Here is a 24,780-nt window from a genome sequence, read left to right as displayed (position 1 = left end):
GCCGCAGACCCGTTGGGCGCGGGTGCCCAGAACCGCGAGGAAGAAGACCATGACCGTGCACTCCCAGGGAGTGGCGGCCTCCGCACTGGAGGACGCCCCCGGAAAGGCGGCCGGGAAGTCACAGACTCCACCGCCCGCCTCCGGATCCAGGAAAGTCCCCCAGCCTCCTCGTGGCAGAGGCAGACGATCGCTGCCCGCCGGGCTGTTCCCGTACCTGCTGCTGGCACCGGCGGTCGTCTCCGGCGCCGTGCTGCTGCTCTACCCCCTCGTCCGCAACCTGATCCTGTCCTTCCAGGAGGTCGGACGCAGGGAGCTGATCACCCGGGAGACCGTGTGGGCGGGCTTCGCCAACTACACGGACCTGCTCACGGATTCCGAGTTCTGGACCGTGGCCGTCCGGTCCCTCCTGTTCACCGCGGCCAACGTCGTGCTGATCATGGGCATCGGCTCGCTCATCGGCATCCTGCTCAACCGCCTCGGCAAGAAGATGAGGCTGGTGCTGTCGGTGGCCCTGGTCACCGCCTGGGCCATGCCGATCGTCGCCTCCGTCACCGTCTTCAAGTGGCTCTTCGACGAGCAGTTCGGCATCGCCAACTGGATCATGCGCACCCTGGGCGTCTCCGGTTACGAGCAGCACAACTGGTTCGAGACCGGAATGGCGACCCTCACCATCGTCACCGTGCTCGTGGTCTGGGGCTCGATCCCGTTCGTCGCGCTCAACATGTACGCGGGCCTGACGACCATCGGCAACGAGCTGTACGAGGCGGCGCGGATGGACGGCGCGACCGGCTGGCAGACCTTCTGGGCAGTCGTCTTCCCCAGCCTGAAGCCGTTCTTCCTGATCACCACCTTCCTGGAGATCATCTGGGTCTTCAAGGCGTTCACGCAGGTGTACGCGATGAACGCCGGCGGCCCCGACCGGGAGTCCGAGACCCTGCCGGTCTTCGCCTACATCGAGGGCCAGGGCCAGTTCCACTACGGCGTCGCCGCGGCGGTCTCCGTGCTGACCATCGTGATGCTGGCCGCCATCATGTCCTTCTACTTCCGCCTGATCCTGAAGCAGGAGGAGGAGCAGTGAGCAACGTGTCCTCTGATCTCCGTGCGCCGCGCCGCAACAGACGGCCCGTCCGTCCGTCCGCGATCGGCAAGAACCTCCTCGCGCTCGCTCTGGCGGCGGTCTTCCTCTTCCCGGTCTACTGGATGTTCTCGTCCTCGCTGAAGCCCCAGAGCGAGATCCTCTCCAAGGACCCGGTCTTCCTCTTCACGCCGACCCTCGACAACTACACGAAGGCGACGGGCGTCGACCTGTTCTGGACGTACGTCCTCAACAGCGTCACCGTCACCGTCGGCGCGGTCTTCCTGGCCCTCGTCGTCGCCCTGGCCGCCAGCTTCGCCATCGCCCGGATGAAGTTCCGGGGTCGCAAGGGCCTGGTACTGGCCGTGATGATGGCTCAGATGGCGCCCTGGGAAGTCATGGTCATCGTGATGTACCTGATCGCCCGGGACGGCGACATGCTGAACAGCATCCCGCTCCTCACCGCGATCTACTTCGTCATGGTCCTGCCCTTCACCGTCTGGACCCTGCGCGGTTTCATCGCCGCCGTCCCGGTGGAACTGGAGGAGGCCGCGCTGATCGACGGCTGCAACCGCGGCCAGGCCTTCATCAAGGTGGTCTTCCCCCTGCTGGCGCCGGGCCTGATGTCCACCTCGCTCTTCGGCTTCATCACGGCCTGGAACGAATTCGCCATGGTCCTGATCCTCAACAAGGACAAGGAAGCCCAGACGCTGACGCTCTGGCTGACGCAGTTCCAGACGGCGTTCGGCAGCGACTGGGGCGCGACGATGGCAGCCTCCTCCCTGTTCGCCCTCCCCGTCCTCGTCGTCTTCCTCTTCCTCCAACGCCGGGCCGTCGGCGGCATGACCGCCGGTGCAGTGAAGGGATAACGCGCGATCATGACCACTCTCGCTCCTCGCACCGACACCCTCACCCGCGACGCTCTCGCCGTCCTCCAGCCCGGCTTCCAGGGCACCGCCGCCCCCGACTGGCTGCTGCGCCGGGTCGGTGAGGGCCTGACCTCCGTCGGTCTCTTCGGGCGCAACATCGCGTCCCCGGCACAACTGGCCGCGCTCACCGCGCGACTGCGCGCCGAACGCGACGACGTGCTCGTCGCGATCGACGAGGAGGGCGGCGACGTCACCCGTCTGGAGGTCCGCCACGGCTCCTCGTTCCCCGGCAACCTCGCCCTCGGCGCCGTCGACGACACCGCCCTCACCCGGGACGTCGCCCGTGAACTCGGCCGCCGGCTGGCCGAGTGCGGCGTCAACCTCAACTGGGCGCCGTCCGCCGACGTCAACTCCAACCCGGGCAATCCGGTCATCGGCGTACGCTCCTTCGGCGCCGACCCGCAGCTCGTGGCGCGGCACACCGCGGCGTACGTCGAGGGCCTCCAGGCCGCCGGTGTCGCCGCCTGCACCAAGCACTTCCCGGGCCACGGCGACACCGCCGTCGACTCGCACCACGCGATGCCCCGCATCGACGTGGACTTGGACACACTGCACGCCCGTGAGCTGGTGCCTTTCCGGGCGGCGATCGCCGCGGGTTCCAAATCTGTCATGAGCGCGCATATCCTGCTCCCGGCGCTCGACCCGGCCCGTCCGGCCACTCTGAGCCCGCAGATCCTCACGGGTCTGCTGCGCGAGGAGCTCGGCTACGACGGGCTGATCATCACCGACGGCATGGAGATGCAGGCCATCTCCGCGACGTACGGCATCGAGCTCGGCAGCGTCATGGCGATCGCCGCCGGCGCCGACGCGATCTGCGTCGGCGGTGGGCTGGCGGACGACGGGACCGTGCTGAGGCTGCGCGACGCGCTGGTCGCGGCCGTGCGGGACGGCGTACTGCCGGAGGAGCGGCTTGCCGACGCGGCGGCGCGCGTGCGCGCGCTCGCGGGCTGGACGCGGCGGAGCAGGGGGGCCTGGGGGGCTCCGGGGCCGGGCACGGCTTCACAGGAGGGGACCGCGCCCGGCACTGGCACCGGAATCGGCCTGGTGGCCGCGCGCAGGGCGCTGCGGATCACACGGAGCATCGGTTTTACTCCCGTCACTTCCGCCCCGTACGTCGCGGCCTTCACTCCCGTCGCCAACATCGCCGTCGGCGACGAGACGCCGTGGGGGGTCGCCGCCGAGCTGGCGCGCCTGCTGCCGGGCACCACGACGGGCACCTATCACAGCGGGAACTCCACGCCGGAGCAGGTGATCGGGGCCGCGGAAGGCCGCCGGATCGTCGCGGTCGTACGCGACGTCCACCGCCACCCGTGGATGGCCCTCGCGCTGGAGGCGCTGACCGCTGCCAGGCCCGACACCGTCGTGGTGGAGATGGGCGTGCCGCAGGCGCAGCCGCGCGGAGGCCTGTACATCGCGACGCACGGCGCCGCGCGGGTGTGCGGCCGGGCCGCCGCCGAGGTCGTCGCCGGCGTCTGACCGGTACGGCGGAGTGCCGGGATCCGGGGGGATCCCGGCACTCCGCCGTATCCAGGGGGAGCCCCGGGGCAATCCCCCGGGGGGAAGTCCTACAGGCCCTGCCAGACCGGCTTGGCCGCGTACGTCGCGCGGAAGTAGTCGGCGAGCTTCAGCTTGGACGCCGCGGCCTCGTCGACCACGACCGTCGCGTGCCGGTGCAGCTGGAGCGCGGAGGCCGGCACCAGTGCGGCGACCGGGCCCTCGACGGTCTGCGCCACGGCGTCGGCCTTGCCCTCCCCGGTGGCGAGCAGCACCAGGTGGCGGGCCTCCAGGATGGTGCCGATGCCCTGCGTGATGACGTGGTGGGGCACCTGGTCGATGTCGCCCTCGAAGAAACGCGCGTTGTCGACGCGGGTCTGCTCGGTCAGCGTCTTGATCCGGGTGCGGGAGGCCAGCGAGGAGCACGGCTCGTTGAAGCCGATGTGCCCGTCGGTGCCTATGCCGAGCAGCTGGAGGTCGACGCCGCCGGCCTCGCCGAGGGCGCGGTCGTACGCCTCGCACGCGGCCTGGATGTCCTCGGCGGAGCCGTCGGGGCCCATGAAGGACGCCTCGGTCAGGCCGAGCGGCTCGACGACCTCGCGCAGCACGACGGAGCGGTACGACTCGGGGTGCCCGGCGGGCAGCCCGACGTACTCGTCGAGCTGGCAGATCCGCGCGCGCGACGCGTCGACCTCGCCCGCGCGGACCTTGGCCGTCAGGGCTTCGTAGATGGGCAGCGGGGACGAACCGGTGGCCACGCCGAGCAGCGCGTCGGGCTTGTGGCCCAGCAGCCGGCCGATGCTCGCCGCGATGAGCTCGCCGCCGGTCCTGGCGTCCGGAACGATGACAACTTCCACGCTGAGCCTGCCGATCTGAGAAGGGGATCCGTCATGTGGTATAGACCAATCTAGCAGAGGCGGAGGCGTGTGCCGGGTGGTCTTCGCCATGCGCGGGCCCGTATTTCCATGGTCGACTGAGACGCGCCGATCGTCACCTTTTGGAGGCATTCAGCATGGTCGAACAGCCGGGCAGGATCATGTCCGTCGAAATCGCCGAGCAGCCCGCGGTACTGCGGCGGATCCTCGGAGCGGGCGCGCCGGAGATCCGCGGGACGGCCCGGACCATCGCGGCGAAGAGCCCGCGCTTCGTCCTCCTCGCCGCCCGCGGTACGTCCGACAACGCGGCGCTCTACGCGAAGTACCTGCTGGAGATCCGGCTCGGCCTGCCCTGCGGCCTGACCTCCATGTCCACGACGACCGCCTACGGCGCGCGGCCCGACCTCAGGGACGTCCTGGTCGTCACGGTCAGCCAGTCCGGCGGCTCGCCCGACCTCGTGGCGTCCGCCAGGGCGGCCCGTGAGGCCGGCGCGATCACGCTCGCCGTGACCAACAACGCGGACTCGCCGCTGGCGGCGGTCAGTGAGCACCACATCGACATCCTGGCGGGCCCGGAGAAGGCCCTGCCCGCCACCAAGACATACACCGCCTCGCTCCTCGCCCTCCACCTCCTCGTCGAGGGCCTGCGGGGCGGCGACGGGCGGGACGCGGCGGCCCTGCCGGACCTCGCCGACCGGATCCTGGCCCGCCGGGAGGAGGTCAGGCGGCTGGCCGGCCGTTACCGGTTCGCCGAGCGCATGGTCGTCACCTCGCGCGGCTACGGCTACCCGACGGCCAAGGAGGCGGCGCTCAAGCTCATGGAGACGAGTTACATCCCCGCCCTCTCCTACTCCGGCGCCGACCTGCTGCACGGCCCGCTCGCCATGGTCGACAACATCTCCCCGGTCATCGCCGTCGTCACGGCGGGCAGGGGCGGCGAGGCCCTCCAGCCCGTCCTGGACCGGCTGCGCGGCCGCGGCGCCGATCTGATGGTGGTCGGACCGAGGGCCCGGGTCGACGAGGCCTCGGCCGGTTTCGTACTCTCCATGGAAGGCGTCGCCGAGGAGCTCCAGCCGATCCTGGAAATCCTCCCGCTCCAGCTCCTGGCGTACGAAGTGGCGATCGCCCGGGGCCAGGACCCTGACCACCCGCGCGCCCTGGCGAAGGTGACGGAGACGCACTGATCCGGCGCGTCCGGCGGGAAGCCCTGCAGAATGGGTGACGCACATGCATGGACAGGAAGAATGGTCTAGTCCACAATGCACAGGTAAAGCCTCCGCCCTCCCCGCACAGGAAGGCGGAACGAGGTACCGGCGCTCTCTGCCCTGACTGCACCGGGACCTCTCGACGGCCGGGCGGGACCGCACACCCGCCGGCCAGCGGATACCCCAGCCCCTCGCGGGCTGGGGAAAGACTCCGGGCTGCGGTGCCGGGCGGGCTGAGGGTCCCGGCCGGCGCCGTGGCCATGGGGTCGCCCGAGCGAAGGTACGCTCGCACACGTGCCCTCCATGAACGACCTCGTCCGCCAGCACACCGCTCTGAGTGAGACCGACCTCGAGTGGCTCCATCTGCTGGTCTCGGAGTGGCAGCTGCTCTCCGACCTCTCCTTCGCCGACCTCGTCCTGTGGGTTCCCACCCTCGACGGGACGCGCTACGTCTCCGTCGCGCAGATGCGGCCCAACACCGGCCCCACCTCCTACCAGGACGACATGGTCGGCCACCTCGTCCCGCGCGGCCGCCGCCCCCTCCTCGACGCGGCCCTCGACGAGGGCCGGATCGTGCGCGAGGGCGACCCGGAGTGGCGGGAGGAGGTCCCGGTCCGGGTCGAGTCGATTCCCGTACGCCGCGAAGGGCGTGTCCTCGGCGTCATCGCCCGCAATACGAACCTGTTGACCGTACGCACCCCCAGCCGCCTGGAGTTGACGTACCTCCAGAGCGCCTCCGACCTGGCCCAGATGATCGCCGCCGGGGCCTTCCCCTTCCCCGGCCAGCAGGTCGACATGGACGCCTCGCCGCGTGCCGGCGACGGGCTGATCCGGCTCGACGCGGACGGCATCGTCCAGTACGCGTCGCCGAACGCCCTCTCCGCGTACCACCGTCTCGGCCTCGCCTCCGACCTGGTCGGAAACCACCTCGGCCAGGCCACCGCCGAACTCGCCCCGTCCCGCGGCCCGGTGGACGAAGCCCTGGTCAAGCTGGCCAGCGGCTACGCCCCGCGCGAGACCGAGGTCGAGGGGGACAGCGGGGTGATCCAGCTGCGCGCGATCCCGCTCAAGCCCAAGGGAACGCGGATCGGTTCGCTCGTCCTGTGCCGCGACGTCACGGAACTCCGTCGGCGCGAGCGGGAGTTGATCACCAAGGACGCCACCATCCGGGAGATCCACCACCGGGTGAAGAACAACCTCCAGACGGTGGCGGCCCTGTTGAGGCTCCAGGCGCGCCGGATGGACTCCGAACAGGGCCGCGAGGCGCTCAACGAGGCGGTGCGCCGCGTCGGCTCGATCGCGATCGTCCACGAGACGCTCTCGCAGAACCTCGACGAGCGCGTCCAGTTCGACGAGATCGCCGACCGGGTGATCGCGATGGTCGCCGAGATCTCGCCGGGCAAGGTCGACTGCCGCCGTACGGGCCGCTTCGGCATACTCGACGCCGAAGTCGCGACGCCGCTGGCGATGGTCCTCACCGAGGTTCTCCAGAACGCGCTGGAGCATGCCTTCGCGCCGGGGGAGCGGGGGACGGTCGAGGTGGCCGCCGTGCGCGGCGGCGACCGCAGGGACGCCCGGCTGCTGATCACCGTTCAGGACGACGGCCGCGGACTGCCCGAGGGGTTCGACCCGAAGCGGACCGGCAACCTGGGCCTGCAGATCGTACGGACGCTGGTCGAGGGCGAACTGGGCGGGACCTTCGACATGGTCCCGGCCCCCGGGCGCGGCACCCGGGTCGTACTCGACGTACCCGTACGCGCCGACAAGTAACGCCGGGCCGGGGCGGAAAAGCGGCGAGCCCCGGACCGAAGAACGGTCCAGGGCTCAAAGCTCACGTTGCTATGCGCATCGGGGGGTACTGCGCGCTGCGGCTCGGGGCGGGTGGTACGTACGCGCTGTACGCGCCGCCAAGCTGAGGCTCGTGCGGGGTGGTGGCTCAGGCGGTCGCGTTACGCGCCCGGTTGCGGGCGGCACGGCGCTTCATTGCGCGGCGCTCGTCCTCGCTGAGGCCACCCCAGACGCCGGAGTCCTGGCCGGACTCGAGCGCCCACTGCAGGCACTGCTCCATGACGGGGCAGCGGCGGCAGACGGCCTTGGCTTCCTCGATCTGCAGCAGCGCAGGACCGGTGTTGCCGATGGGGAAGAACAGCTCCGGGTCTTCCTCACGACAAACGGCGTTGTGACGCCAGTCCATGGCTGCTACCTCTCCTTGGTATTACGTGCTGGTGCTTGTGAATGTGAACGCTTTCACGAATCCCTCCGCAAGTGAAGAGCCGACTGCCAGTTACCTGGTGTGGGTCCTGTGTGCAAGGAGGGGTTCTGGCTTTCAGTGGAGGCTGGTGTTGCGGGCCGTCCCGATCGCCATGTAGAGATTCCCAAACCTCGGCGGCGGATACAACCCCTTCCGGGAAGTTTTTTTTGATTCCTCGGTGTCGGGTAGGTCACAGCCGTACTTCTAAGGGGTGTAACCCAGCCCGTACGTTCGAGTTAAAGGACTTTTGCGCCTTCCGCTCACACAATCACACGCAGTGCACGGCGTACGCCTGTGAACGTCACGCTCGTACGCAGCCCCAAGTGGTCGCCGTCCATCTGGAAGGGGAGGGGCGCCTTCGAATGCAAGGTGAAGTCGGTCAGATCGTGCAGCGTCACCGCGTGCTTGCCGTGGGGTCCGCGCTCGGGCGACGAGGTCAGCAACTGGGTCGCGTAACGGGCCACGGCGGGGGTGGACAGCTTGCTCAGTCCGAGCACGTCGAGCGCCTTGTCGAAGGAGGCTTCCGGGGACGCGTACATCGGACGATTGCCCAGGTAGGTCCAGGGAGCGGTGTTGCAGACTATGGACAGCACGAGGTCTTCCACCGGGTCGCGGCCGGGGCGCTCCATGGTGATCAGGCCCTGCCGGCGGTGCGGTTCCATCAGGAACTGGCGTATCACCTGGCGCACGTAGAGGGCGTGCGTCGAACGCTTTCCGCGCTCCCTCTGCTGCTCGACCCTGCCGATCACTCCCGCGTCGAAACCGAAGCCCGCACAGAACGTGAACCAGCGGGCCGGCACCGATTCGTCCTCGGTTCCCGGGGTACCCGCCGCCAGACCGAGGCCGACCGTGCGCTCGCTGCGGGTGCGCAGCGCGTCCAGGATGGCGCCGGTCGCCTCGACGGCGTCGTTGGGCAGGCCGAGGGCGCGGGCGAAGACGTTCGTGGAGCCGCCGGGGACGACGGCCAGGCGCGGCAGCCGCCGCGGATCCGGGCCCTCGTGCAGGAGGCCGTTGACGACCTCGTTCACGGTGCCGTCGCCGCCGAGCGCCACGACCAGCTCGATGTCCTCGCTCTGCGCGGCCCGCCGGCCCAGGTCGCGGGCGTGCCCGCGGTACTCGGTCGTCACGGCTTCCAGCTTCATCTCGCTGGCAAGGGCATGAATCAGGACATCGCGGGTGCGCGCACTGGTGGTGGTAGCTGCCGGATTGACCACGAGGAGTGCACGCATGCGCGCCAGACTACCCAGTAGGGGGAACCTGGCCCAGACCTGGTCCGCCGAGGCGGGCGGTTACGCTGCAAGGGTGAGCAACGAGCAGACTCCCGCACCCGTCGCAGACCCCCGCCCCGCCCGGCTGACCGCAGCGGCGGCGCTCGCCGCGCTGGAGGGCCTGGCACTGGTCGTCGGCGGTGTGTACATGCTCGTGATGGGGCTGCTCGGCAGTCCGGACAGGCCCGAGCAGGCGGAGATGGGCGGTGTGACGCTGATCGCCCTGGCGCTGCTGCCGCTGCTGGCCGCGCGCGGACTGCTCAAGCGCCGCGCGTGGAGCCGCGGGCCCGCCATCATCACGCAGCTCATGGCGCTGCCGGTGGCCTGGACCCTGCTGCGCTCCGAAGGGTCCCTGCTGATCCCGGCCGGCATCGCCCTCGCGGTGGTGGCCGTCGCCTCGCTGGTCCTGCTGGTCAACCCCGAGACGAACCGGGCGTTGGGCATCCGCGGCCCCCGCGACGCGTAACGCCGCGGGACGCCCGGCCGGCCGTACGGTCGCGGGGACTACTCCTCGACCAGGAGCCTCTCGCGGAGCTGGGCCAGTGTGCGCGCGAGCAGCCGGGAGACGTGCATCTGGGAGATGCCGACCTCCGTCGCGATCTGCGACTGCGTCATGTTGCCGAAGAAACGCAGCAGCAGGATGCGCTTCTCGCGCGGTGGGAGGCCTTCGAGGAGCGGCTTCAGCGACTCCCGGTACTCGACGCCCTCCAGCGCTTCGTCCTCGGCGCCCAGGGTGTCCGCGACCGCCGGGGAGTCGTCATCGGTGTCGGGGACGTCCAGCGACAGCGTGCTGTACGCGTTGGCGGACTCCAGCCCCTCCAGGACCTCTTCCTCCGAGATGCCCAGGCGCTCGGCCAGCTCGTGCACGGTCGGGGACCGGCCGTGCTGCTGGGAGAGCTCGGCCGTGGCCGTCGTCAGCGACAGGCGCAGCTCCTGGAGGCGCCGGGGCACCCGGACGGCCCAGCCCTTGTCGCGGAAGTGCCGCTTGATCTCACCGACGACGGTCGGGGTGGCGTACGTCGAGAACTCGACGCCGCGCTCCGGGTCGAACCGGTCCACCGACTTGATCAGGCCGATCGTGGCGACCTGGGTGAGGTCGTCGAGCGGCTCGCCGCGGTTGCGGAAGCGGCGCGCCAGGTGCTCGACCAGGGGGAGGTGCATGCGCACCAGCCGGTTGCGCAGCTCCGCCTTCTCGGCCGATCCGTCCGGCAGCCCGCGCAACTCGATGAACAGCGCACGCGCACCACTGCGGTCGTTCGGATCGTGGCGTCCGTGCTGCGTGGAGTGCTGTCCGTGCTCGCTCATATGGCCCGCCCGCTCTGCCTGCTCCGCCGCCACCGTGCCCACCGGGCCGTTCGCCGGCCCGTCGGCCACCGGTCCGTCGACCGGGTGGGGCCGGGCCTGCTGTTCAGGAATGTCCGCAGGTGCGGGCGCAGACCCGGCCTGTCCGGCCGCGGCCGCGCGCCCTCCCGTCGGCGTCTGTGGGCTGAGCTCCTCGTTCCACACCGGCCCGTCCCCGTTCCTCACGCCGGCCCGGGTCCCGCGCCGCGCTGTTTGTACAGGCTGATGGTGACCGTACGGTCCTCGGCGACCGTGGAGTCGACCTTGCCCGCCAGCGCCGAGAGCACCGTCCAGGCGAAGGTGTCGCGCTCCGGTGCGCGTCCGTCGGTGGTGGGAGCCGAGACCGTGACGTCGAGTGAGTCTCCGACGAGCCGGAAGACACAGCTGAGGACGGAGCCCGGCACGGCCTGCTGGAGCAGGATCGCGCAGGCCTCGTCGACCGCGATGCGCAGGTCCTCGATCTCGTCGAGAGTGAAGTCCAAGCGCGCCGCGAGTCCGGCCGTGGCCGTACGCAGCACGGACAGATAGGCACCTGCAGCGGGCAGCCGGACTTCCACGAAGTCCTGGGTCCCGGGCTCGCCTGCGATCTGGGACACCCTCACCTCCAAGGTGGCACAAGCTCTTTCGGGGGCCCGGGAGGGAGCGTCCCCCCGGAGCCACGCGGTACGTCGTTCGCCGGTGACGCTATCGCGATCCATTCTGCCGTGTCGCCGGACCCCCGTCCGAGATGGTCACTCATGGTAAGCATATGAGTACGTACAGTGGCTAGGGGTGTGCGGCGCCCAATTGGAAAGTACCGGCGCCGGATTGACGTACCCACACGTCAGACGATCGAACCGTCCACGAAGCACCAACGCCAGTTCTCGCCGGGTTCGAAGCTGCGCAGCACCGGATGGCCCGTTTCGTCGAAGTGCCCTGACGCGTGCCGGTGCGGCGACGAGTCGCAGCACCCCACATGGCCGCACACCAGGCACAGCCGCAGCTGTACGGGGTGGCTGCCGACCGCCGGGCACTCCGGGCAGGTGCCGCTCAGCGGGGCCGGCTCGGGGTCCGGCAGCGTGGCGACGTGCGGGCACTCGGTCATGATGGCCAGGTTACGGCGTAGGGGCGGACGAGGGCGGGGGGAAACCCATGGACGCATTGCCACTGCTGGTCGCGGGAAGCGCGGTGATCGCGGGAGCCGCCCGCAGGACGCCCGTGCCGGCACCGTTGCTGCTGGTCGCGGCCGGCATGCGCGGCGTCGTGTCCCTCGCGATCGCCTTCTCGATCCCGCTGACCGTCGACCACGGCGAACCGTTCCCCGCGCGGAACCTCGTCCTCTTCCTCACCTTCACGACCGTGATCGCCACCCTGGTCGTACAGGGCCTCACCCTCGCGCCGCTGATCCGTCTGCTGAAGCTTCCCCCGCGTGACGTGTACGCCGAGACGCTCGCCGAGGCGCAGGCGCAGAGCGAGGCGTCCTCGGCCGCCGAGGCGCGGCTGGAGGAGTTGCTCGCCGACCGGCGCAACGCACTGCCGCAGCCGCTCGCGGACCGGCTCCGGGCCGTTCTGGAGAGACGTCGCAACGCCGTCTGGAACGGCTGGGCACGGTCAACGAGGAGACCGGGGAATCGGCGGACGCCATGTACCGGCGTCTCGCCGGGGAGATGATCGCCGCCGAGCGGGCGGTCTTCGTGGAACTGCGCGACCGGCGGCGCGTCGACGACGAGACGCTGCGCAGTCTGACGCGCAGGCTGGACCTGGAGGAGGCGGCGGCCTACCGCACGGATTCCGGCTGACCCGTGATGACGGCTGCGACGGTGGTGCCGGGCGGGAAGGCGCCCTCGGCGGCGAGCGTGGTCAGCCCGTGCAGCATCTTGGCGACGTAGAGCCGCTCCACGGGGATCCGGTGCCGGTCTTCGAAGTCCGCGGCGAACGCTTCGAGTGCCGGGGTGGTGCGGGCGTAGCCGCCGCAGTGGAAGCGGTCGTCCAGCGTCCAGTCGCCGGCCGGGGCGCCGAAGGCCGTGTGCTGGAGCGCCCGTATCTCCTCGCCGAGGAAGCCGCCCCTGAGGACCGGGAATCCGACGACGCGCTGTCCGGGGCCGAGTCCGGCGGCGAGTCCGGCTGTGGTCCCGCCGGTGCCGCAGGCGACCCCGACGACGTCGGCGACGCCGCGCAGCTCCCGTCCGAGTGCGGTGCACCCCCGCACGGCGAGGGCGTTGCTGCCGCCTTCGGGGACGACGTGGACGGGGAGGCGGTCCCGCGCAGCGGTCGCGGTGGCCTCGGCCACGAGGGCGGTGAGCACCTCGGGGTCGTTCTTCGCGCGGTACGTCGCCCGGTCCACGAAGTGCAGCCGCATGCCGTCCGCCGCGCAGCGGGCCAGGGAGGGGTTCAGGGGCCGGCCGGCCAGTTCGTCGCCCCGTACGACGCCGACCGTCGGGAAGCCCAGCAGGCGGCCGGCCGCGGCCGTGGCCCGCAGGTGGTTCGAGTACGCGCCACCGAACGTCAGTACCGTACGGCCCGCCGCCGCGCGCAGGTTCGGCTCCAGCTTGCGCCACTTGTTGCCCGGCAGGTCCGGGTGGATCAGGTCGTCGCGCTTGAGCAGCAGCCGTACGCCGCGTCGGGTGAAGCGCTCGTCCTCGGCCTGCCACAGCGGCGACGGCAGCCGCGGTCGCAGGCGGGAGAGGTCGAGCGCTTCCTGGGTCATGCACCCATTGTCGCCACCGGCGTCACGTGAGGCGGTCGTGGATGCGTGCGCGCATCGTGTTCATCGAGAAGCCGCGCGGGTCTATCTTGCCCGGCTGCCATTCGAGGTGGCCGATGACGGAACGGGAGTTCCACCCGTGGTGCCGGCAGATCGCCGCCGACGCCCGCTCGATGGCTTCGAGCTGCGCCTCGGGCCACGGGTCCTTGCCGTTGCCGAGGTTTTCGCACTCGAAGCCGTAGAAGTGCCGGTTTCCGTCGGTGTTGGCTTCGTTGTCGGGCGGCAGCGCCCGCTCGGCGATCACGGCGCGCAGTACCTCGTCGTCGCCCATGCCCGCGTGGTTGGCACGGCCGTACCCGACCAGGTGGATGGTGCCGTTCTTGGCGATCACACCGTGGCAGAGCGGGCCCGGGAGGCCCGAGTAGCCGTCGCGGCAGATACGGACGGTCTTGGAGGTGCCCGAGGTGACGGTGTGGTGGATCATCACGCCGTGCACCGGTCCCCAGGGGCCTTTGTGGTTGCGGTTGTGCGTACGCCAGTCGCCGACCTGGACGACGGTGATGCCCTCGTCTCTCAGTACGTCGAGGAACCTGCTCGCGGACATGGGTGTGGCCATGACCGCCTCCTTATGTGAGATGCGGATCGTCTCGTACCGCATGCTTGTACTTGCTTGTACCCGAACTCGGCTGCTAGGGCTATCCGTTCGGGCCACGTACGAGCCGATTCGGTCAGTTCCTCTGCCGCTCCTCTACCGCGCGGCATGCCCAGCCCACCGGTGATCTAGTCACATCCGTTTGTGTGATGGCGCGGTGACCCTTCGTCCTGGAAGTCTTCCAGGTGCAGGTCAGCTCATGGTCGAGAGGGAGACAGATGTCGGTCGAGGCAGGTTCCGGGACCCGGGAAGAGCAGGCACAACCGCAGCAGCAGAGTCTCGGTACGGCCGCCGCACGGAACTTGGCCACCACCACCAAGTCCGTCCCGCAGATGCAGGAGATCACCTCGCGGTGGCTGCTGCGGATGCTGCCGTGGGTCCAGGTCCAGGGCGGCACGTACCGGGTGAACCGCCGGCTCAACTACTCGGTCGGCGACGGGCGGGTGACGTTCGTGCAGACAGGGGAGCGCGTCCAGGTCATCCCGGCCGAGCTCTGCGAGCTGCCCGCGCTGCGCACCTTCGGCGACGAGGCGGTGCTCGGCGAGCTGGCGCAGCGGTGCGAGCAGCGGGAGTTCGCGGCCGGTGACGTGATCGCCGCCTCCGGGGACACCGTGGACACGGTCTACCTGCTGGCGCACGGCAGGGCCGAGAAGATCGCGGCGGGGGCGTACGACGACGAGGCGGTGCTCGGAGTCCTCGCCGACGGGGCGCACTTCGGCGACCAGGCACTCGTCGAGCAGGAGGGCACCTGGGGGTACACGGTCCGCGCCGTGACCGCGTGCACCGTCCTGACGCTCTCCCGGCAGGACGTGCTGAGGCTGGCCGACCGCGCGGAGTCGCTGCGCGACCACCTCACGCAGGTACGGTCGCTGCCCCGCCAGCGCACCAACAAATACGGCGAGGCGCCCATCGATCTGTCGGCGGGCCATGTCGGCGAGGCCGTCGTCCCGCACACGTACGTCGACTACGACGCGGCGCCGCGCGAGTACGAGCTGAGCGTCGCGCAGACCGTGCTGAAGGTCCACAGCCGGGTCGCGGACCTCTACAACCAGCCGATGAACCAGACCGAGCAGCAGCTGCGGCTCACGGTCGAGGCGCTGCGCGAGCGCCAGGAGCACGAGCTGATCAACCACCGCGAGTTCGGGCTGCTCCACAACTGCGACTACGGGCAGCGCCTCCAGCCGCACGACGGCGTGCCCAGCCCGGACGACATGGACGAGCTGCTGTCGCGGCGACGCGGCTCCAAGCTCTTCCTCGCTCACCCGCGCGCCATCGCCGCCTTCGGGCGCGAGTGCAACAAGCGCGGTCTGAACCCGGAGAGCATCGAGATCGGCGGCAGCCGGGTGCCCACCTGGCGCGGTGTCCCCATCTTCCCGTGCAACAAGATCCCGGTGAGTGACGCCCGTACGACCTCGATCATCTGCATGCGTACGGGCGAGGCCGAACAGGGTGTCGTCGGGCTCCATCAGAGCGGCATCCCCGACGAGATCGAACCGAGCCTGTCGGTGCGCTTCATGGGCATCGACGAGCAGGCGATCATCTCGTACCTGGTCACGGCGTACTACTCGGCGGCGGTGCTGGTGCCGGACGCGCTGGGGGTCCTGGAGAACGTCGAGATCGGCAGGTGGCACTGAGCCCGGCACCCGGCCGGGCGGCGGTCCGTGCCCCCGGCCGGGGGCACCGTGCAAGCACTGCTGGAGGAAGTGACCGTGACCATGACCGGAGCGGAGGCGGCCGCCACCGAGGGGCACGAGGCGGCGGCCCTCCTCGAACGGACCCGCAGTACCGTCAACCCCCAACTGCGCGCGGGCGTGGAGAGCCTGCCCGAGTCCATGCGCCGGATCGCGATGTACCACTTCGGCTGGGAACAGGCCGACGGCACCCCGGCCGCGGGGCAGGCGGGCAAGGCGATCAGGCCCGCTCTCGTCCTCGCCGCCACCCAGGCGCTCGGCGGGGACCCCCGCCGGGCCGTGCGGGCGGCGGCGGCCGTGGAACTCGCGCACAACTTCACGCTGCTCCACGACGACGTCATCGACGAGGACCCGACCCGGAGGAACCGGCCCACCGCCTGGAAGGTGTTCGGCGTACCGGACGCGATCGTCGCCGGGGACGCGATGTGCGCCCTCGCGCTGCGGCTGCTCGCCGAGGATCCGCACCCGGTGGCGGCCAGTGCGTCGGCGCGGCTCGCCGCCTGCGTCATCGAACTGTGCGCGGGGCAGCAGGCCGACTGTGAATTCGAACGGCGCGGGCCCCGGGAGGTGTCGCTCGAAGAGTGCCTCACCATGGCCGAGGCCAAGACCGGAGCCCTGCTCGGCTGCGCGTGCGCGCTCGGCGCGCTCTACGCGGGCGCCGGCGAGGAGGAGGTCGCGGCCATGGACGCCTTCGGGCGCGAGGCGGGCCTGGCCTTCCAGCTCATCGACGACCTGATCGGGATCTGGGGCGACCCCTCCCACACGGGCAAACCGGCGGGCGCCGATCTGGTCGCCCACAAGAAGTCGCTGCCGGTGGTGGCGGCGCTGGCCTCGGACACCGAGGCCGCCGCCGAGCTCGCCGCTCTCTACGCGGGGCCGCTGGACGGGGACGCCGTGCGGCGCGCGGCGGACGCCGTCGACCGAGCGGGTGGCCGGGACTGGGCGCAGAGCCAGGCGGCGGACCGGATGGGCCGGGCCGTGCACCATCTGTCGCGCGCGGTGCCCGACCTGGGGGCGGCGGGAGACCTGCTCGCGCTCGCCGAGTTCGTCACCCGCAGGACACGCTGACCGGCGACGCCGCCGGGCGGTACGGGCGCCTGCGGGGGACCGCGGGCGCCCGTCGGCCTCAACTCCAGGATCTGTCAGGGTGGTTGCGTCAGTTCAGATCCTGATCCTGGAGAAGAGAGGCCGGACTGTGGGCGTGGAGATACGACAGGCGGGGGAGAGCGACCGCGAGGCGCTCGTACGGTTGCTGGACGCGGCCTTCATGGAAGACCCGGTGAGCAGCTGGGTCTTCCCCGACCGTGAGCACCGCGGTCGGGTGCACGGCACGTTCCTCGGTGTCTTCCTCGACGTGGCACTGCGCGAGGGGCGGGTCGACGTCACCGAGGACGGATCCGCCACGGCCCTCTGGCTCCAGGTGCCGGCCGGCCCGCCGGAGGAGGACGACACGCCGGCACGGATGCGGGAGACCGCCGATCCGGACAACGAGCGCGCCGAGATCGTCGGCCGGCTGACCGGCGAAGTGCACCCGCACGACCGGGCGCACGAGTACCTGCTGCTCATCGCCGTCTCCCCGGACCGGCAGGGGGAAGGGCTCGGCACCGCGCTGATCCAACCCGTCCTCGACCGCTGCGACCGCGACGGCGTACCCGCTTATCTGGAAGCGAGCAGCGCGCGCAGCGGCAGGCTGTACGAGCGTCTCGGTTTCGCCTTCACCGGCCGTACGGTCGACCTGCCGGACGGTCCTCACCTGTGGCCCATGTGGCGTGAGCCGGCCGCATAGCCGTTCCGCGGCCCTCACTTCGGTGGCAGCGAGCGGGTGACGATCTTCTCCACCAGCGTGCTCAGTTCGTCCTCCGGGAGCACCTCGGGCAGGGTGAGGACTTCGAGCAGCAGGCCGGTCATGGCCAGGCACAGCACCAGCACGTCGTCCGCGTCACCGGGCAGGCCCGCGTCCAGGTGGAAGCGGACGCTGTCGTCGAGGGCGGCGCGGACGGCGGCGGTGAGCTCCGCGCGCAGCGCGGGGCGCCGGGTGGCTTCCAGGCGCAGTTCGAGCATGGCCAGGCAACCGGTGCGCTCGTCCGCCTGCCGCTGCACGAGCCAGCGCATCAGCTCGGTGACCAGTGCGCGGGAGGGGGCGGGGCGCATGGCCTCGGCGACCCGGGCCGGGTCGGGGGTCATCCGTACATGGATGTGGCGCCCCGCCTGGGTCAGCAGGTCGTCGCGTCCGGTGAAGTAGTTGGACGCGGTACCGGCCGGGCAGCCGGCCCGGGCGTCGACCGCGCGGAACGTCAGCCCACGCGCCCCTTCGAGGGCCAGCACCTCGATCGCGGCGTCGACGAGCGCGGTCCTTCGCTCCGGATTACGGGCCATCGGGCACCTCCCCACTCCCTTTTCGAAAAGGGCCTTGCGCAACCACTACAGGTGGAGCACTCTATCCGTAGTGGTTGTGGGCGGGAAGCGCAGCACCCACCACCCTCCCGTGCCCCACGTCTTCCCACCAGAGGATCGGCTTGCGCAAGCTCACGTACTACGTCGGCATGTCCATCGACGGCTTCATCGCGGCGCCCGGCGGCGCCTTCGACTTCTATCCGATCGGCGAGTCCTTCCTGAAGGACTTCCTCGTCGGCGAGTACCCCGACTGCCTCCCGACCCACCTGCGCCGGCACTTCGGCGTCGACGAGCTGGAGAACAGGCACTTCGACACCATGCTCCAGGGGCGTGCCACGTACGACGCGGCCCTGGAGGCCGGGATCACCAGCCCGTACAAGCACCTGCGCCAGTACGTCGTGTCGCGCAGCATCGCCACGCCGCCCGACCCCGACGTCGAGATCGTCTCCGGTGATGTCGCCGCCAAGGTACGGGAGCTCAAGCAGGAGGACGGTCTCGGTGTCTACCTCGCGGGCGGGGCGAATCTGGCCGCGCAGCTGCTGGAGGAGATCGACGAGCTGGTCCTCAAAGTCTATCCGATCGTGACCGGCTCGGGCGTCCCGGTGTTCTCCGCCGAGTTCCGCGTGTTCGACTTCGCGCTCGAATCGACCCGTACCTTCGACAACGGCACGATTGTCCTGACGTACAGCAAGAAGCGCCAGGCGCAGGGCTGTTCGGGGGACCGCGCACGTACGGGCTAAAGTCCGGGTCATGACAGGAGAGCCATGGGCCGGCTGGTACCGCGACCGCGAGGGTTCGGTCGCCGTCACCTTCGCGGCGGACGGACAGCGGTTGCGCACCCGCATCAGGGGAGTCGGCTTCGAGGGTGACAGCTTCGACGCGCTCGACCCGGTGGCCGCGCTGCCGGCGGACGGCGCGGGGTTCACCCTGTCGGGCGGCTCGTTGTGCGACTGTGTGTTCGAGTGGGACATCCCGATACCCGTGTACGCCGACGGGCGGGTCCACCGCGCCGTCCTCAGCTGTCTGCTCGCCCTCGGGCGGCCGCTTCCCTCGGGCGGCATCGACCGCGAACACCTGGCACTGGCGCTGCACTTCGACGGCGCGGTGTACGCGTCGGAGCGCGCCGAGAACGACTTCGAGCGCGCTCTGACGGTGATTCAGCGGCGCCTGCCGGCCGGTGCGTATCTGAGGGCCTGCATCTCCTGCGCCTTCTCCGACTACCACCCCTCGGGGAGCGGGTTGTTCGGCAACCTGGCCTGCTTCCGCAGGACGAAGGACGAGTACCGGGCGGTCGGGGGCGAGCGGGAGCTGTTCGATCTGTGGGACCTGCGCTCCGGTTTCGTCCAGGAGACGTGGGCCTGCCCGGACTTCGAACGCAGGCCGGCGCGGGGGCCCGGGACGGGGTACCGCGGTGCGTTCCCGTGTGTGCGGGAGGAAGCCGCGGGGGCGGTGTCCGGCTGCGGGCCGTCGGACCCCCTGGCCGCGGAGGCGGCAGGCTAGGCGGGTGCGGGTGTCCTTCCGGGGCCCCGGCCCCGTGACCCCGGTCATCGAGCGGCCGGAGGGGCAGAGCTGCCGCAGTGGCCCTGCCGAACTGCCGCAGTGGCCCCGTCGAGCCTGTCCGGGGCCTGGGGTGGAGCCCCGGCCCGGTAAGGGGCGGAACGGACGTGTGCGTCGACCGGGCCGTCGGCCAAACCGCCGACCGGGGAGCGGCCCCGCCGTCGACGACGGTCTCGGTCCTCGGGGTGGGCGGGCCGGCCCCGAGGCGGTCGCCGTCGGTCCGGAAGGTCGGCTCTTCCCGTTCCGGCAGGACGGTGCCCCCGTACCCGCAAGGCCGTTCTCCTGACGGCTGGTGGCGCCTCGCCCCGGGCTACGCGCCGGCCCCGACGAGGCGCTCCACCTCCTCGCGGGCATGGGTGAAGGGGTCTTCGAGGACGCCGAGGCCGTGTGTGACGAGCGCTCCCTCGTGGAGCAGCGTGAGGATGCCGCCCAGCCGGGCCGCCCCGTCCCGGTCTCCGCTCCGGTCCTTGCCCCGATTGCTGCCTGCGCCCCGGTTGTCGCCGACGCCCCGGGCGAGGTCGGTGAAGAGGGCGAGCATCCACTTCTTCTGGCCGGTGATGATCGCGTACGCCGGGTGGGACGGGTCGCTGATCTCGGCGCGCGCGTTGACCATGCCGCACCCCCTGGGGCTCCTCTCGCGCGCCCACGTGCGCGAGGCGTCGAAGACGGCCAGGATCCTGTCCGCGGGATCCTGTACGGACTCCAGCTGCTCGACCAGGAAGGCCCGCCAGCGCTCGTCCCGGGCGGCGAGGTACTCCACGACGATCTGCTCCTTGGAGCCGAAGCGGTCGTAGAGCGTCTTCTTGGTGACGCCCGCCTCCGCGGCGATCAGGTCGACCCCCACGGCGTGGATGCCGCGCTCGTAGAAGAGGCGCGAAGCCGCGTCCAGGGCGCGCTGCGCGCCGAGGGTCATGGCGATGCGGCGGGGCTTCACGGTGCTGCTGCTCATGTCCCCACCATATCCACCCACTATACCGATCTGTATAGTGCCGCCCCGTGGGGGTAGACCGTCCTGTATACCCGCGAGAGGTGGTGGCTCCTGTGAACGTTCCGCTGTCCGGCGCATTCGTGCTCTGCTGGAGCTCCGGGTTCATCGGAGCCAGGCTCGGTGCGGGAAGCGCCGACGCGGTGACCATCCTGATGTGGCGCTTCCTGCGGCCGGCCGCCGTCCTGGCCGCGGTCGCCGTCACCCCCACCAGAACCGCGTGGCGCGGCCCGACCGCCCGCGACCTGCTGCGCCAGTCGGTGATCGGCGCGCTCTCCCGGAGCGGCTACCCGCTCACCGTCTACTACGCGATCCAGCGGGGCGTCTCCAGCGGCACCACCGCCCTGAGCGACGGCACCCAGCCGCTGGTCGCGGGAGCTCTCGCGGGCCCGCTCCTGCACCAGTACGTCTCGGCACGGCAGTGGCTCGGTCTGCGCCTCGGCGTGAGTGGCGTGGCGATGGTCACGCCGACGCGGGGGCCACTGAAGGCGTCGCTCCATGGGCGTACGCGATTCCGTTCCTCGGCATGCTGTCCCTGGTCGCGGCGACGTTCCTGGAAGGACGCTCCCGTACACCGGCCGCGCCCTCGGTGGCGATGACCGTCCACTGCGCCACCAGCGCCGTCCTCTTCACCGCCCTCGCCACGGCCGCCGGCGCCGCGCTGCCGCCCGCCGAACCGTCGTTCTGGCCGGCGGTCGGCCGGCTCGTGGTGCTCGCCACGCTCGGGGGGTACGGCCTGTACCGGCTGGTCCTGCGGCGCTCCGGGGTGACCGCGGTCAGCACGCTCATGTTCCTGATGGCACCGGTCACCGCGGTCTGGGGCGCCCTGGTGTTCGGCGAGCCCTTCGGCGCGCAGACCGCCGTGGGACTGGTGGCCGGCCTGGCCGCCGTTGTGATCGTCCGGAGCGGACACGGAGACGGACGCGGAGGCGGAGGCAAGGGCGGAGGTGGCGACGGTGATGGTGACGGTGCCCGTCACCGTGCGAAGGAATGCTCCCCGGCCGAAGTCCATTGACGCTGTAAGGGGGCGGCCACCACCGCCGCCCGGCGTGCCCGGCGGTTCGCCGCCGTACCGGCGGAAGCGCAATCAGCAGCAAAGGACATCCTCATGATTCCAGCCATCGCCGTCACCGGAGCGAGCGGTGGGATCGGCGGCCGCGTCGCACGCCGTCTCGCCGGCGCCGGCATCTCCCAGCGGCTCCTCGGCCGCGATCCCTCCCGGCTGCCCGACCTGCCCGGCGCGGTCAAGGCGCCGCCCGCCTCCTACGGCGACGCACAGGCGGTCCGCGCCGCCGTGGACGGTGCCCGCACGCTCTTCCTCGTCTCCGCGCACGAGAGCGCCGACCGCGTGCGCGAGCACAGGAGCGTTGTGGACGCGGCCGTCGCGGCGGGCGTCGAGCGGATCGTGTACGTGTCGTTCCTGGGAGCGGCACCGGACGCGACGTTCACCTTCGCCCGCGACCACTGGCACACCGAGCAGCACATCCGTGCCACCGGCGTGCCCCACACCTTCCTGCGCGACAGCTTCTACCAGGCCGCTTTCCCCGCCATGGCGGGGAAGGACGGCGTGATCCGCGGTCCGGGCGGTGAAGGCCGCGTCTCGGCCGTCGCGCACGAGGACATCGCGGACGCGGCGACCGCCGTACTCCTCGCCGAGGTCGAGGGCCGCGGCGGTCACGAAGGCGCCACGTACGACCTGACCGGCCCCCGGGCCCTGTCGTTCGCCGAGATCGCGGCGGAGCTGAGCCGGGCCGCCGGACGCCCGGTCACCTACGTACCTCAGACGCGTGAGGAGGCGTACGCCTCGCGGGCGGTGTACGGCGCCGAGCCGTGGGAGGTCGAGGGCTGGGTGTCGTCGTACGAGGCCATCGCGAACGGCGAGATGGAGGCCGTATCCGACGCCGTGCCCCGCCTGACCGGCCGTCCGGCCACCGACTTCGCCGAGTTCCTCCGCGAAAACCCCGGCAGCTACCGGCACTTGCTCGATTAGGGGCGGCCGGGTCCGTTAGGGTCCGGTCCCATGCGAACGCGGACGCGGGTGGACACGGCCGAGCGCAGGGCACGTCTGGCGTGGCGGCACCGGCTGGCGGTGGAGGCAAGGTCCGACGACCCGGTGGAGGTCGCGCGCGACCGGTGGCGCTGCACGGCACCGATCCGTCGTCCGTCCATCTCGGCGCACTGGTACGGATGAGGGCGGGCGGCGTCGCGGACGTCGAACGCGCGCTGTACGAGGACCGCTCGCTGCTGCGGCTGCTCGGCATGCGCCGCACGGTGTTCGTCACCTCCCTCGACGTCGCCCCGGTCGTCCAGGCGGCCTGCTCGCGCGCGGTGGCCGCGCGCGAGCGCCGCAAGCTGCTGGAGCTCCTGGCCGCCACGGGCGTCGCCGCCGACGCGGCCGGCACCGAGGAGTGGCTCGCGGGAGCCGAGCGGGCGGCGCTGGCGGCGCTGGAGGCCGGGGGTGAGGTCACGGCCGCGGAACTGGCGGCGGCCGACCCCCGGCTGGGCACCGAGATCGTGCTGTCGAAGGGCAAGGCGTACGAGGGCCGCCAGAAGGTCGCCAGCCGTCTGCTGCTCCTGCTCGCCGCCGAAGGGCTGGCGGTACGGGGTCGGCCGGGTGGATCGTGGACGTCCCACCAGTACCGCTGGTCACCCCTGACCCGGTGGTGTCCGGACGGCCTGGCCGAACTGGACACCCGGGAAGCCGAGACCGACCTGGCCAGGCGCTGGCTGCGCACCTTCGGCCCCGGCACGGCCGACGATCTGCGCTGGTGGACCGGGTGGACCAAGACCCAGGTCAAGCGGGTCCCGGCCGGACTGCGCCCGGTCGAGACCGACCTGGAGGGCGGCGGCACCGGCCTGCTGCTCCCCGACGACCTCGAACCGACGCCCGCCCCCGCGCCGTGGGCCGCGCTGCTGCCCGCCCTCGACTCGACCCCGATGGGCTGGCACGCACGCGACTGGTACCTCGGCGGGCACGCACCCCGCCTCTTCGACCGCGCGGGCAACATCGGCCCCTCCGTGTGGTGGAACGGCCGGATCGTCGGCGGCTGGGCACAGGACGGGGCGGGCGAGATCGTCCGCCGCTACCTGGAGGACGTGGGCCGTACCGGGATTCGGCTGCAGCGACAAGCCGGCCACCACCGGATGGGGAACCGAAAAGATCGCGGCCGCATGGGTGGAACTGATGGGAAGGCTCGGCTACAGCACCTTCGTAGCCCACGGCGGCGACTGGGGAGGCAATATCACCACGGTCCTCGCCGGCAGGTTCCCGGCTGGGCGCAGGAGCGGTACCGGCAGATCGTCCGATGGGGGTCGCCCGGAAGCGGGGGGCATTTCCCGTCACTGGAGGTTCCCGAGTACTTCGTCAAGGACCTGCAAGAGGGCCTCGCGGCAGTGCCGGCCGCTCATCGGTGAGCGCGGCTGGATGCCGCTGGGTGCCGGCACCCGATCACCGCCTGATCCGACTCAAGGCGTTGCCCGACGGCTTCCGGACCGGGCTCGTCGAGACGGCAGGACGTGGCCGGACAGGGCGCGTCGGGTGGGGTCCGCCAAGGCCGGTTCGGCGGTCTGCCGGTGGTCCGTCCGGAGGTGGCGGGGGGTTTCCTCGGCTGCTCCCGCCTGTGGCTCGTGCCGTTCGGCGGCTGTACGGGGCAAGGCAGGGCAGGTGCGGGGCCGCGAAGAGCCTGCCCTCATCGCAGGCGGGACGAACGTGAAGCAGGTCCAGCTCGTACCCGGCCATGTGTCCGCCGTCATCACACTGCGGGTCCATGCCCGCCCGCGGCCGGGAAAAAGAAGACCGCACCCGCTCCGTCATGACCGCCGTGGACGGCGGCCCGCGGACCGGGTGCGGACAGGGGTGGGCGCTGCGTCCCGCGCGGGCGCGGGACGGGCGGCCCGGGCCCGGTCAAGCCTTCTTGGTCTCCCAGAAGATCTTGTCGATCTCGGCGATGTAGTCCAGCGCCTTCTGGCCCGTCGCCGGGTCGGTCGAGGCCTTGGCGGCGCTGAGTGCCTTGAGGGCGTCGTTGACGAGCTGGTGCAGCTCCGGGTACTTCTCGAAGTGCGGGGGCTTGAAGTAGTCGCTCCACAGCACCGAGACGTGGTGCTTGGCGAGCTCCGCGCGCTGCTCCTTGATGACCGTGGCGCGCGCCTGGAAGTGCGCGTCATCGTTGGCCTGCATCTTTTCCTGCGTGGCCTTGACCGACTCGGCCTCGATGCGGGCCTGGGCCGGGTCGTACACGCCGCAGGGCAGGTCGCAGTGTGCGCTGACCTTGACCTTGGGGGCAAACAGGCGGGAGAGCATGTAAGAGCTTCCTTCCTCGTGATCGTCTTCTCAGGGGCGACATTACTCCGTGGGGGAGGGCTTTTCGCGGGTGCCCCCAT

At 71.1% G+C, this 24,780-nt stretch carries 24 protein-coding genes and 2 pseudogenes; 15 read left to right on the top strand and 11 right to left on the bottom strand.

The annotated features are described in order from the left end of the window. Positions 1-49 precede the first annotated feature (49 nt). From BN1555_RS10460 to BN1555_RS10450, 3 genes are all read left to right on the top strand, one after another. Positions 50-1,078 carry a carbohydrate ABC transporter permease gene (locus BN1555_RS10460; protein WP_093799121.1) on the top strand — a complete coding sequence of 343 codons (1,029 nt, stop codon included), beginning with the start codon at positions 50-52 and terminating at the stop codon, positions 1,076-1,078. A 62-nt stretch (positions 1,079-1,140) separates the two neighbouring features. After that, the gene (locus BN1555_RS10455; RefSeq protein WP_255306391.1) at positions 1,141-1,944 is read left to right on the top strand and encodes a carbohydrate ABC transporter permease; all 804 of its coding nucleotides are present in this window, start codon (positions 1,141-1,143) and stop codon (positions 1,942-1,944) included. Positions 1,945-1,953: 9 nt separating this feature from the next. Beyond that, positions 1,954-3,480 (top strand): glycoside hydrolase family 3 protein, encoded by a 1,527-nt coding sequence (locus BN1555_RS10450; protein WP_093799120.1) that lies wholly within the window; start codon positions 1,954-1,956, stop codon positions 3,478-3,480. Between the two features lie 89 nt (positions 3,481-3,569). On the opposite strand, the gene nagB is transcribed toward BN1555_RS10450, so the two are convergent. Beyond that, entirely contained in the window at positions 3,570-4,355 is a 786-nt protein-coding gene (nagB, locus tag BN1555_RS10445; RefSeq protein WP_093799119.1) for a glucosamine-6-phosphate deaminase, read from the bottom strand. 155 nt (positions 4,356-4,510) lie between these two features. Between nagB and BN1555_RS10440 the strand changes: the two genes are divergently transcribed. Together BN1555_RS10440 and BN1555_RS10435 are read left to right on the top strand one after the other, a co-directional pair. After that, entirely contained in the window at positions 4,511-5,557 is a 1,047-nt protein-coding gene (locus BN1555_RS10440) for an SIS domain-containing protein (RefSeq protein WP_093799118.1), read from the top strand. A gap of 324 nt (positions 5,558-5,881) precedes the next feature. Beyond that, positions 5,882-7,348: a sensor histidine kinase gene (locus BN1555_RS10435; protein WP_093799117.1), complete on the top strand. Its 1,467-nt coding sequence runs from the start codon at positions 5,882-5,884 to the stop codon at positions 7,346-7,348. Between the two features lie 166 nt (positions 7,349-7,514). Here the strand turns inward: BN1555_RS10435 and BN1555_RS10430 are convergent, their stop codons facing one another. After that, entirely contained in the window at positions 7,515-7,772 is a 258-nt protein-coding gene (locus tag BN1555_RS10430) for a WhiB family transcriptional regulator (protein WP_004937597.1), read from the bottom strand. Positions 7,773-8,089: 317 nt separating this feature from the next. Next, on the bottom strand, positions 8,090-9,058 hold the full coding sequence (locus BN1555_RS10425; RefSeq protein ID WP_093799116.1) for a diacylglycerol/lipid kinase family protein: 969 nt from the start codon (positions 9,056-9,058) through the stop codon (positions 8,090-8,092). 73 nt (positions 9,059-9,131) lie between these two features. Between BN1555_RS10425 and BN1555_RS10420 the strand changes: the two genes are divergently transcribed. Next, the gene (locus BN1555_RS10420) at positions 9,132-9,563 is read left to right on the top strand and encodes a hypothetical protein (RefSeq protein WP_093799115.1); all 432 of its coding nucleotides are present in this window, start codon (positions 9,132-9,134) and stop codon (positions 9,561-9,563) included. 38 nt (positions 9,564-9,601) lie between these two features. Here the strand turns inward: BN1555_RS10420 and BN1555_RS10415 are convergent, their stop codons facing one another. The 3 genes from BN1555_RS10415 to BN1555_RS10405 form a co-directional block, all read right to left on the bottom strand. Next, positions 9,602-10,471: an RNA polymerase sigma factor SigF gene (locus BN1555_RS10415; RefSeq protein WP_255306390.1), complete on the bottom strand. Its 870-nt coding sequence runs from the start codon at positions 10,469-10,471 to the stop codon at positions 9,602-9,604. Positions 10,472-10,620: 149 nt separating this feature from the next. Further along, a complete protein-coding gene (locus BN1555_RS10410) occupies positions 10,621-11,034 on the bottom strand; it encodes an ATP-binding protein (RefSeq protein ID WP_093799113.1) in 414 nt (137 codons plus the stop codon). 227 nt (positions 11,035-11,261) lie between these two features. Beyond that, positions 11,262-11,522: a UBP-type zinc finger domain-containing protein gene (locus BN1555_RS10405; protein ID WP_093799112.1), complete on the bottom strand. Its 261-nt coding sequence runs from the start codon at positions 11,520-11,522 to the stop codon at positions 11,262-11,264. A gap of 119 nt (positions 11,523-11,641) precedes the next feature. Here BN1555_RS10405 and BN1555_RS10400 point away from each other — a divergent pair. Continuing rightward, positions 11,642-12,216: pseudogene (locus BN1555_RS10400) on the top strand (Na+/H+ antiporter); the annotation flags it as partial. Here BN1555_RS10400 and BN1555_RS10395 read toward each other — a convergent pair. Further along, a complete protein-coding gene (locus BN1555_RS10395; protein ID WP_093799111.1) occupies positions 12,195-13,124 on the bottom strand; it encodes a 1-aminocyclopropane-1-carboxylate deaminase/D-cysteine desulfhydrase in 930 nt (309 codons plus the stop codon). The pseudogene BN1555_RS10400 and the gene BN1555_RS10395 sit on opposite strands and share 22 nt — an antisense overlap. Before the next feature lie 22 nt (positions 13,125-13,146). After that, positions 13,147-13,737, bottom strand: coding sequence for an N-acetylmuramoyl-L-alanine amidase (locus BN1555_RS10390; RefSeq protein ID WP_176710013.1), 591 nt, complete (start codon positions 13,735-13,737; stop codon positions 13,147-13,149). A gap of 254 nt (positions 13,738-13,991) precedes the next feature. Here BN1555_RS10390 and BN1555_RS10385 point away from each other — a divergent pair, with 254 nt between their 5' ends. The 3 genes from BN1555_RS10385 to BN1555_RS10375 all read left to right on the top strand — a co-directional run bounded on the left by BN1555_RS10385 (position 13,992) and on the right by BN1555_RS10375 (position 17,250). After that, entirely contained in the window at positions 13,992-15,407 is a 1,416-nt protein-coding gene (locus BN1555_RS10385) for a family 2B encapsulin nanocompartment shell protein (protein WP_093799110.1), read from the top strand. An 81-nt stretch (positions 15,408-15,488) separates the two neighbouring features. Beyond that, positions 15,489-16,532 carry a family 2 encapsulin nanocompartment cargo protein polyprenyl transferase gene (locus tag BN1555_RS10380; RefSeq protein ID WP_176710265.1) on the top strand — a complete coding sequence of 348 codons (1,044 nt, stop codon included), beginning with the start codon at positions 15,489-15,491 and terminating at the stop codon, positions 16,530-16,532. Positions 16,533-16,659: 127 nt separating this feature from the next. Further along, entirely contained in the window at positions 16,660-17,250 is a 591-nt protein-coding gene (locus BN1555_RS10375; RefSeq protein ID WP_093799109.1) for a GNAT family N-acetyltransferase, read from the top strand. Between the two features lie 14 nt (positions 17,251-17,264). On the opposite strand, the gene BN1555_RS10370 is transcribed toward BN1555_RS10375, so the two are convergent. Then, the gene (locus BN1555_RS10370) at positions 17,265-17,840 is read right to left on the bottom strand and encodes a TetR/AcrR family transcriptional regulator (RefSeq protein WP_093799108.1); all 576 of its coding nucleotides are present in this window, start codon (positions 17,838-17,840) and stop codon (positions 17,265-17,267) included. A gap of 140 nt (positions 17,841-17,980) precedes the next feature. Here BN1555_RS10370 and BN1555_RS10365 point away from each other — a divergent pair, with 140 nt between their 5' ends. Both BN1555_RS10365 and BN1555_RS10360 read left to right on the top strand, forming a co-directional pair. After that, positions 17,981-18,598 (top strand): dihydrofolate reductase family protein, encoded by a 618-nt coding sequence (locus BN1555_RS10365; protein WP_093799107.1) that lies wholly within the window; start codon positions 17,981-17,983, stop codon positions 18,596-18,598. 10 nt (positions 18,599-18,608) lie between these two features. Then, a complete protein-coding gene (locus BN1555_RS10360; protein WP_255305973.1) occupies positions 18,609-19,358 on the top strand; it encodes a DUF6304 family protein in 750 nt (249 codons plus the stop codon). Between the two features lie 367 nt (positions 19,359-19,725). Here BN1555_RS10360 and BN1555_RS10355 read toward each other — a convergent pair whose 3' ends face one another. Further along, positions 19,726-20,364 (bottom strand): TetR/AcrR family transcriptional regulator, encoded by a 639-nt coding sequence (locus BN1555_RS10355; protein WP_255305972.1) that lies wholly within the window; start codon positions 20,362-20,364, stop codon positions 19,726-19,728. Between the two features lie 92 nt (positions 20,365-20,456). Here BN1555_RS10355 and BN1555_RS10350 point away from each other — a divergent pair. From BN1555_RS10350 to BN1555_RS10340, 3 genes and pseudogenes are all read left to right on the top strand, one after another. Continuing rightward, positions 20,457-21,415, top strand: a pseudogene (locus BN1555_RS10350) (DMT family transporter). A 93-nt stretch (positions 21,416-21,508) separates the two neighbouring features. Then, positions 21,509-22,390 (top strand): SDR family oxidoreductase, encoded by an 882-nt coding sequence (locus BN1555_RS10345; protein WP_093799106.1) that lies wholly within the window; start codon positions 21,509-21,511, stop codon positions 22,388-22,390. A 143-nt stretch (positions 22,391-22,533) separates the two neighbouring features. Beyond that, a complete protein-coding gene (locus BN1555_RS10340) occupies positions 22,534-23,814 on the top strand; it encodes a winged helix DNA-binding domain-containing protein (protein ID WP_255305971.1) in 1,281 nt (426 codons plus the stop codon). Between the two features lie 490 nt (positions 23,815-24,304). On the opposite strand, the gene sodN is transcribed toward BN1555_RS10340, so the two are convergent. After that, positions 24,305-24,700 carry a superoxide dismutase, Ni gene (gene sodN / locus BN1555_RS10335; RefSeq protein ID WP_093799105.1) on the bottom strand — a complete coding sequence of 132 codons (396 nt, stop codon included), beginning with the start codon at positions 24,698-24,700 and terminating at the stop codon, positions 24,305-24,307. Positions 24,701-24,780 lie beyond the last annotated feature (80 nt).

It is taken from the genome of Streptomyces sp. Wb2n-11, assembly GCF_001049855.1.
Lineage (GTDB): Bacteria > Actinomycetota > Actinomycetes > Streptomycetales > Streptomycetaceae > Streptomyces > Streptomyces altiplanensis.
The sequence above is the reverse complement of the archived record's forward strand: the minus strand, read 5'-3'. Positions and strand labels throughout refer to the sequence as shown.

What these genes read in the sequence shown, in the direction of transcription:
- BN1555_RS10460 (WP_093799121.1), top strand. Translation starts at nt 50, where the DNA reads ATGACCGTGCACTCCCAGGGAGTGGCGGCCTCCGCACTGGAGGACGCC.
- BN1555_RS10450 (WP_093799120.1), top strand. Translation starts at nt 1,954, where the DNA reads ATGACCACTCTCGCTCCTCGCACCGACACCCTCACCCGCGACGCTCTC.
- BN1555_RS10440 (WP_093799118.1), top strand. Translation starts at nt 4,511, where the DNA reads ATGGTCGAACAGCCGGGCAGGATCATGTCCGTCGAAATCGCCGAGCAG.
- BN1555_RS10435 (WP_093799117.1), top strand. Translation starts at nt 5,882, where the DNA reads ATGAACGACCTCGTCCGCCAGCACACCGCTCTGAGTGAGACCGACCTC.
- BN1555_RS10430 (WP_004937597.1), bottom strand. Translation starts at nt 7,772, where the DNA reads ATGGACTGGCGTCACAACGCCGTTTGTCGTGAGGAAGACCCGGAGCTG.
- BN1555_RS10425 (WP_093799116.1), bottom strand. Translation starts at nt 9,058, where the DNA reads ATGCGTGCACTCCTCGTGGTCAATCCGGCAGCTACCACCACCAGTGCG.
- BN1555_RS10405 (WP_093799112.1), bottom strand. Translation starts at nt 11,522, where the DNA reads ATGACCGAGTGCCCGCACGTCGCCACGCTGCCGGACCCCGAGCCGGCC.
- BN1555_RS10395 (WP_093799111.1), bottom strand. Translation starts at nt 13,124, where the DNA reads ATGACCCAGGAAGCGCTCGACCTCTCCCGCCTGCGACCGCGGCTGCCG.
- BN1555_RS10390 (WP_176710013.1), bottom strand. Translation starts at nt 13,737, where the DNA reads ATGGCCACACCCATGTCCGCGAGCAGGTTCCTCGACGTACTGAGAGAC.
- BN1555_RS10385 (WP_093799110.1), top strand. Translation starts at nt 13,992, where the DNA reads ATGTCGGTCGAGGCAGGTTCCGGGACCCGGGAAGAGCAGGCACAACCG.
- BN1555_RS10380 (WP_176710265.1), top strand. Translation starts at nt 15,489, where the DNA reads ATGACCGGAGCGGAGGCGGCCGCCACCGAGGGGCACGAGGCGGCGGCC.
- BN1555_RS10370 (WP_093799108.1), bottom strand. Translation starts at nt 17,840, where the DNA reads ATGGCCCGTAATCCGGAGCGAAGGACCGCGCTCGTCGACGCCGCGATC.
- BN1555_RS10360 (WP_255305973.1), top strand. Translation starts at nt 18,609, where the DNA reads ATGACAGGAGAGCCATGGGCCGGCTGGTACCGCGACCGCGAGGGTTCG.
- BN1555_RS10355 (WP_255305972.1), bottom strand. Translation starts at nt 20,364, where the DNA reads ATGAGCAGCAGCACCGTGAAGCCCCGCCGCATCGCCATGACCCTCGGC.
- BN1555_RS10345 (WP_093799106.1), top strand. Translation starts at nt 21,509, where the DNA reads ATGATTCCAGCCATCGCCGTCACCGGAGCGAGCGGTGGGATCGGCGGC.
- sodN (WP_093799105.1), bottom strand. Translation starts at nt 24,700, where the DNA reads ATGCTCTCCCGCCTGTTTGCCCCCAAGGTCAAGGTCAGCGCACACTGC.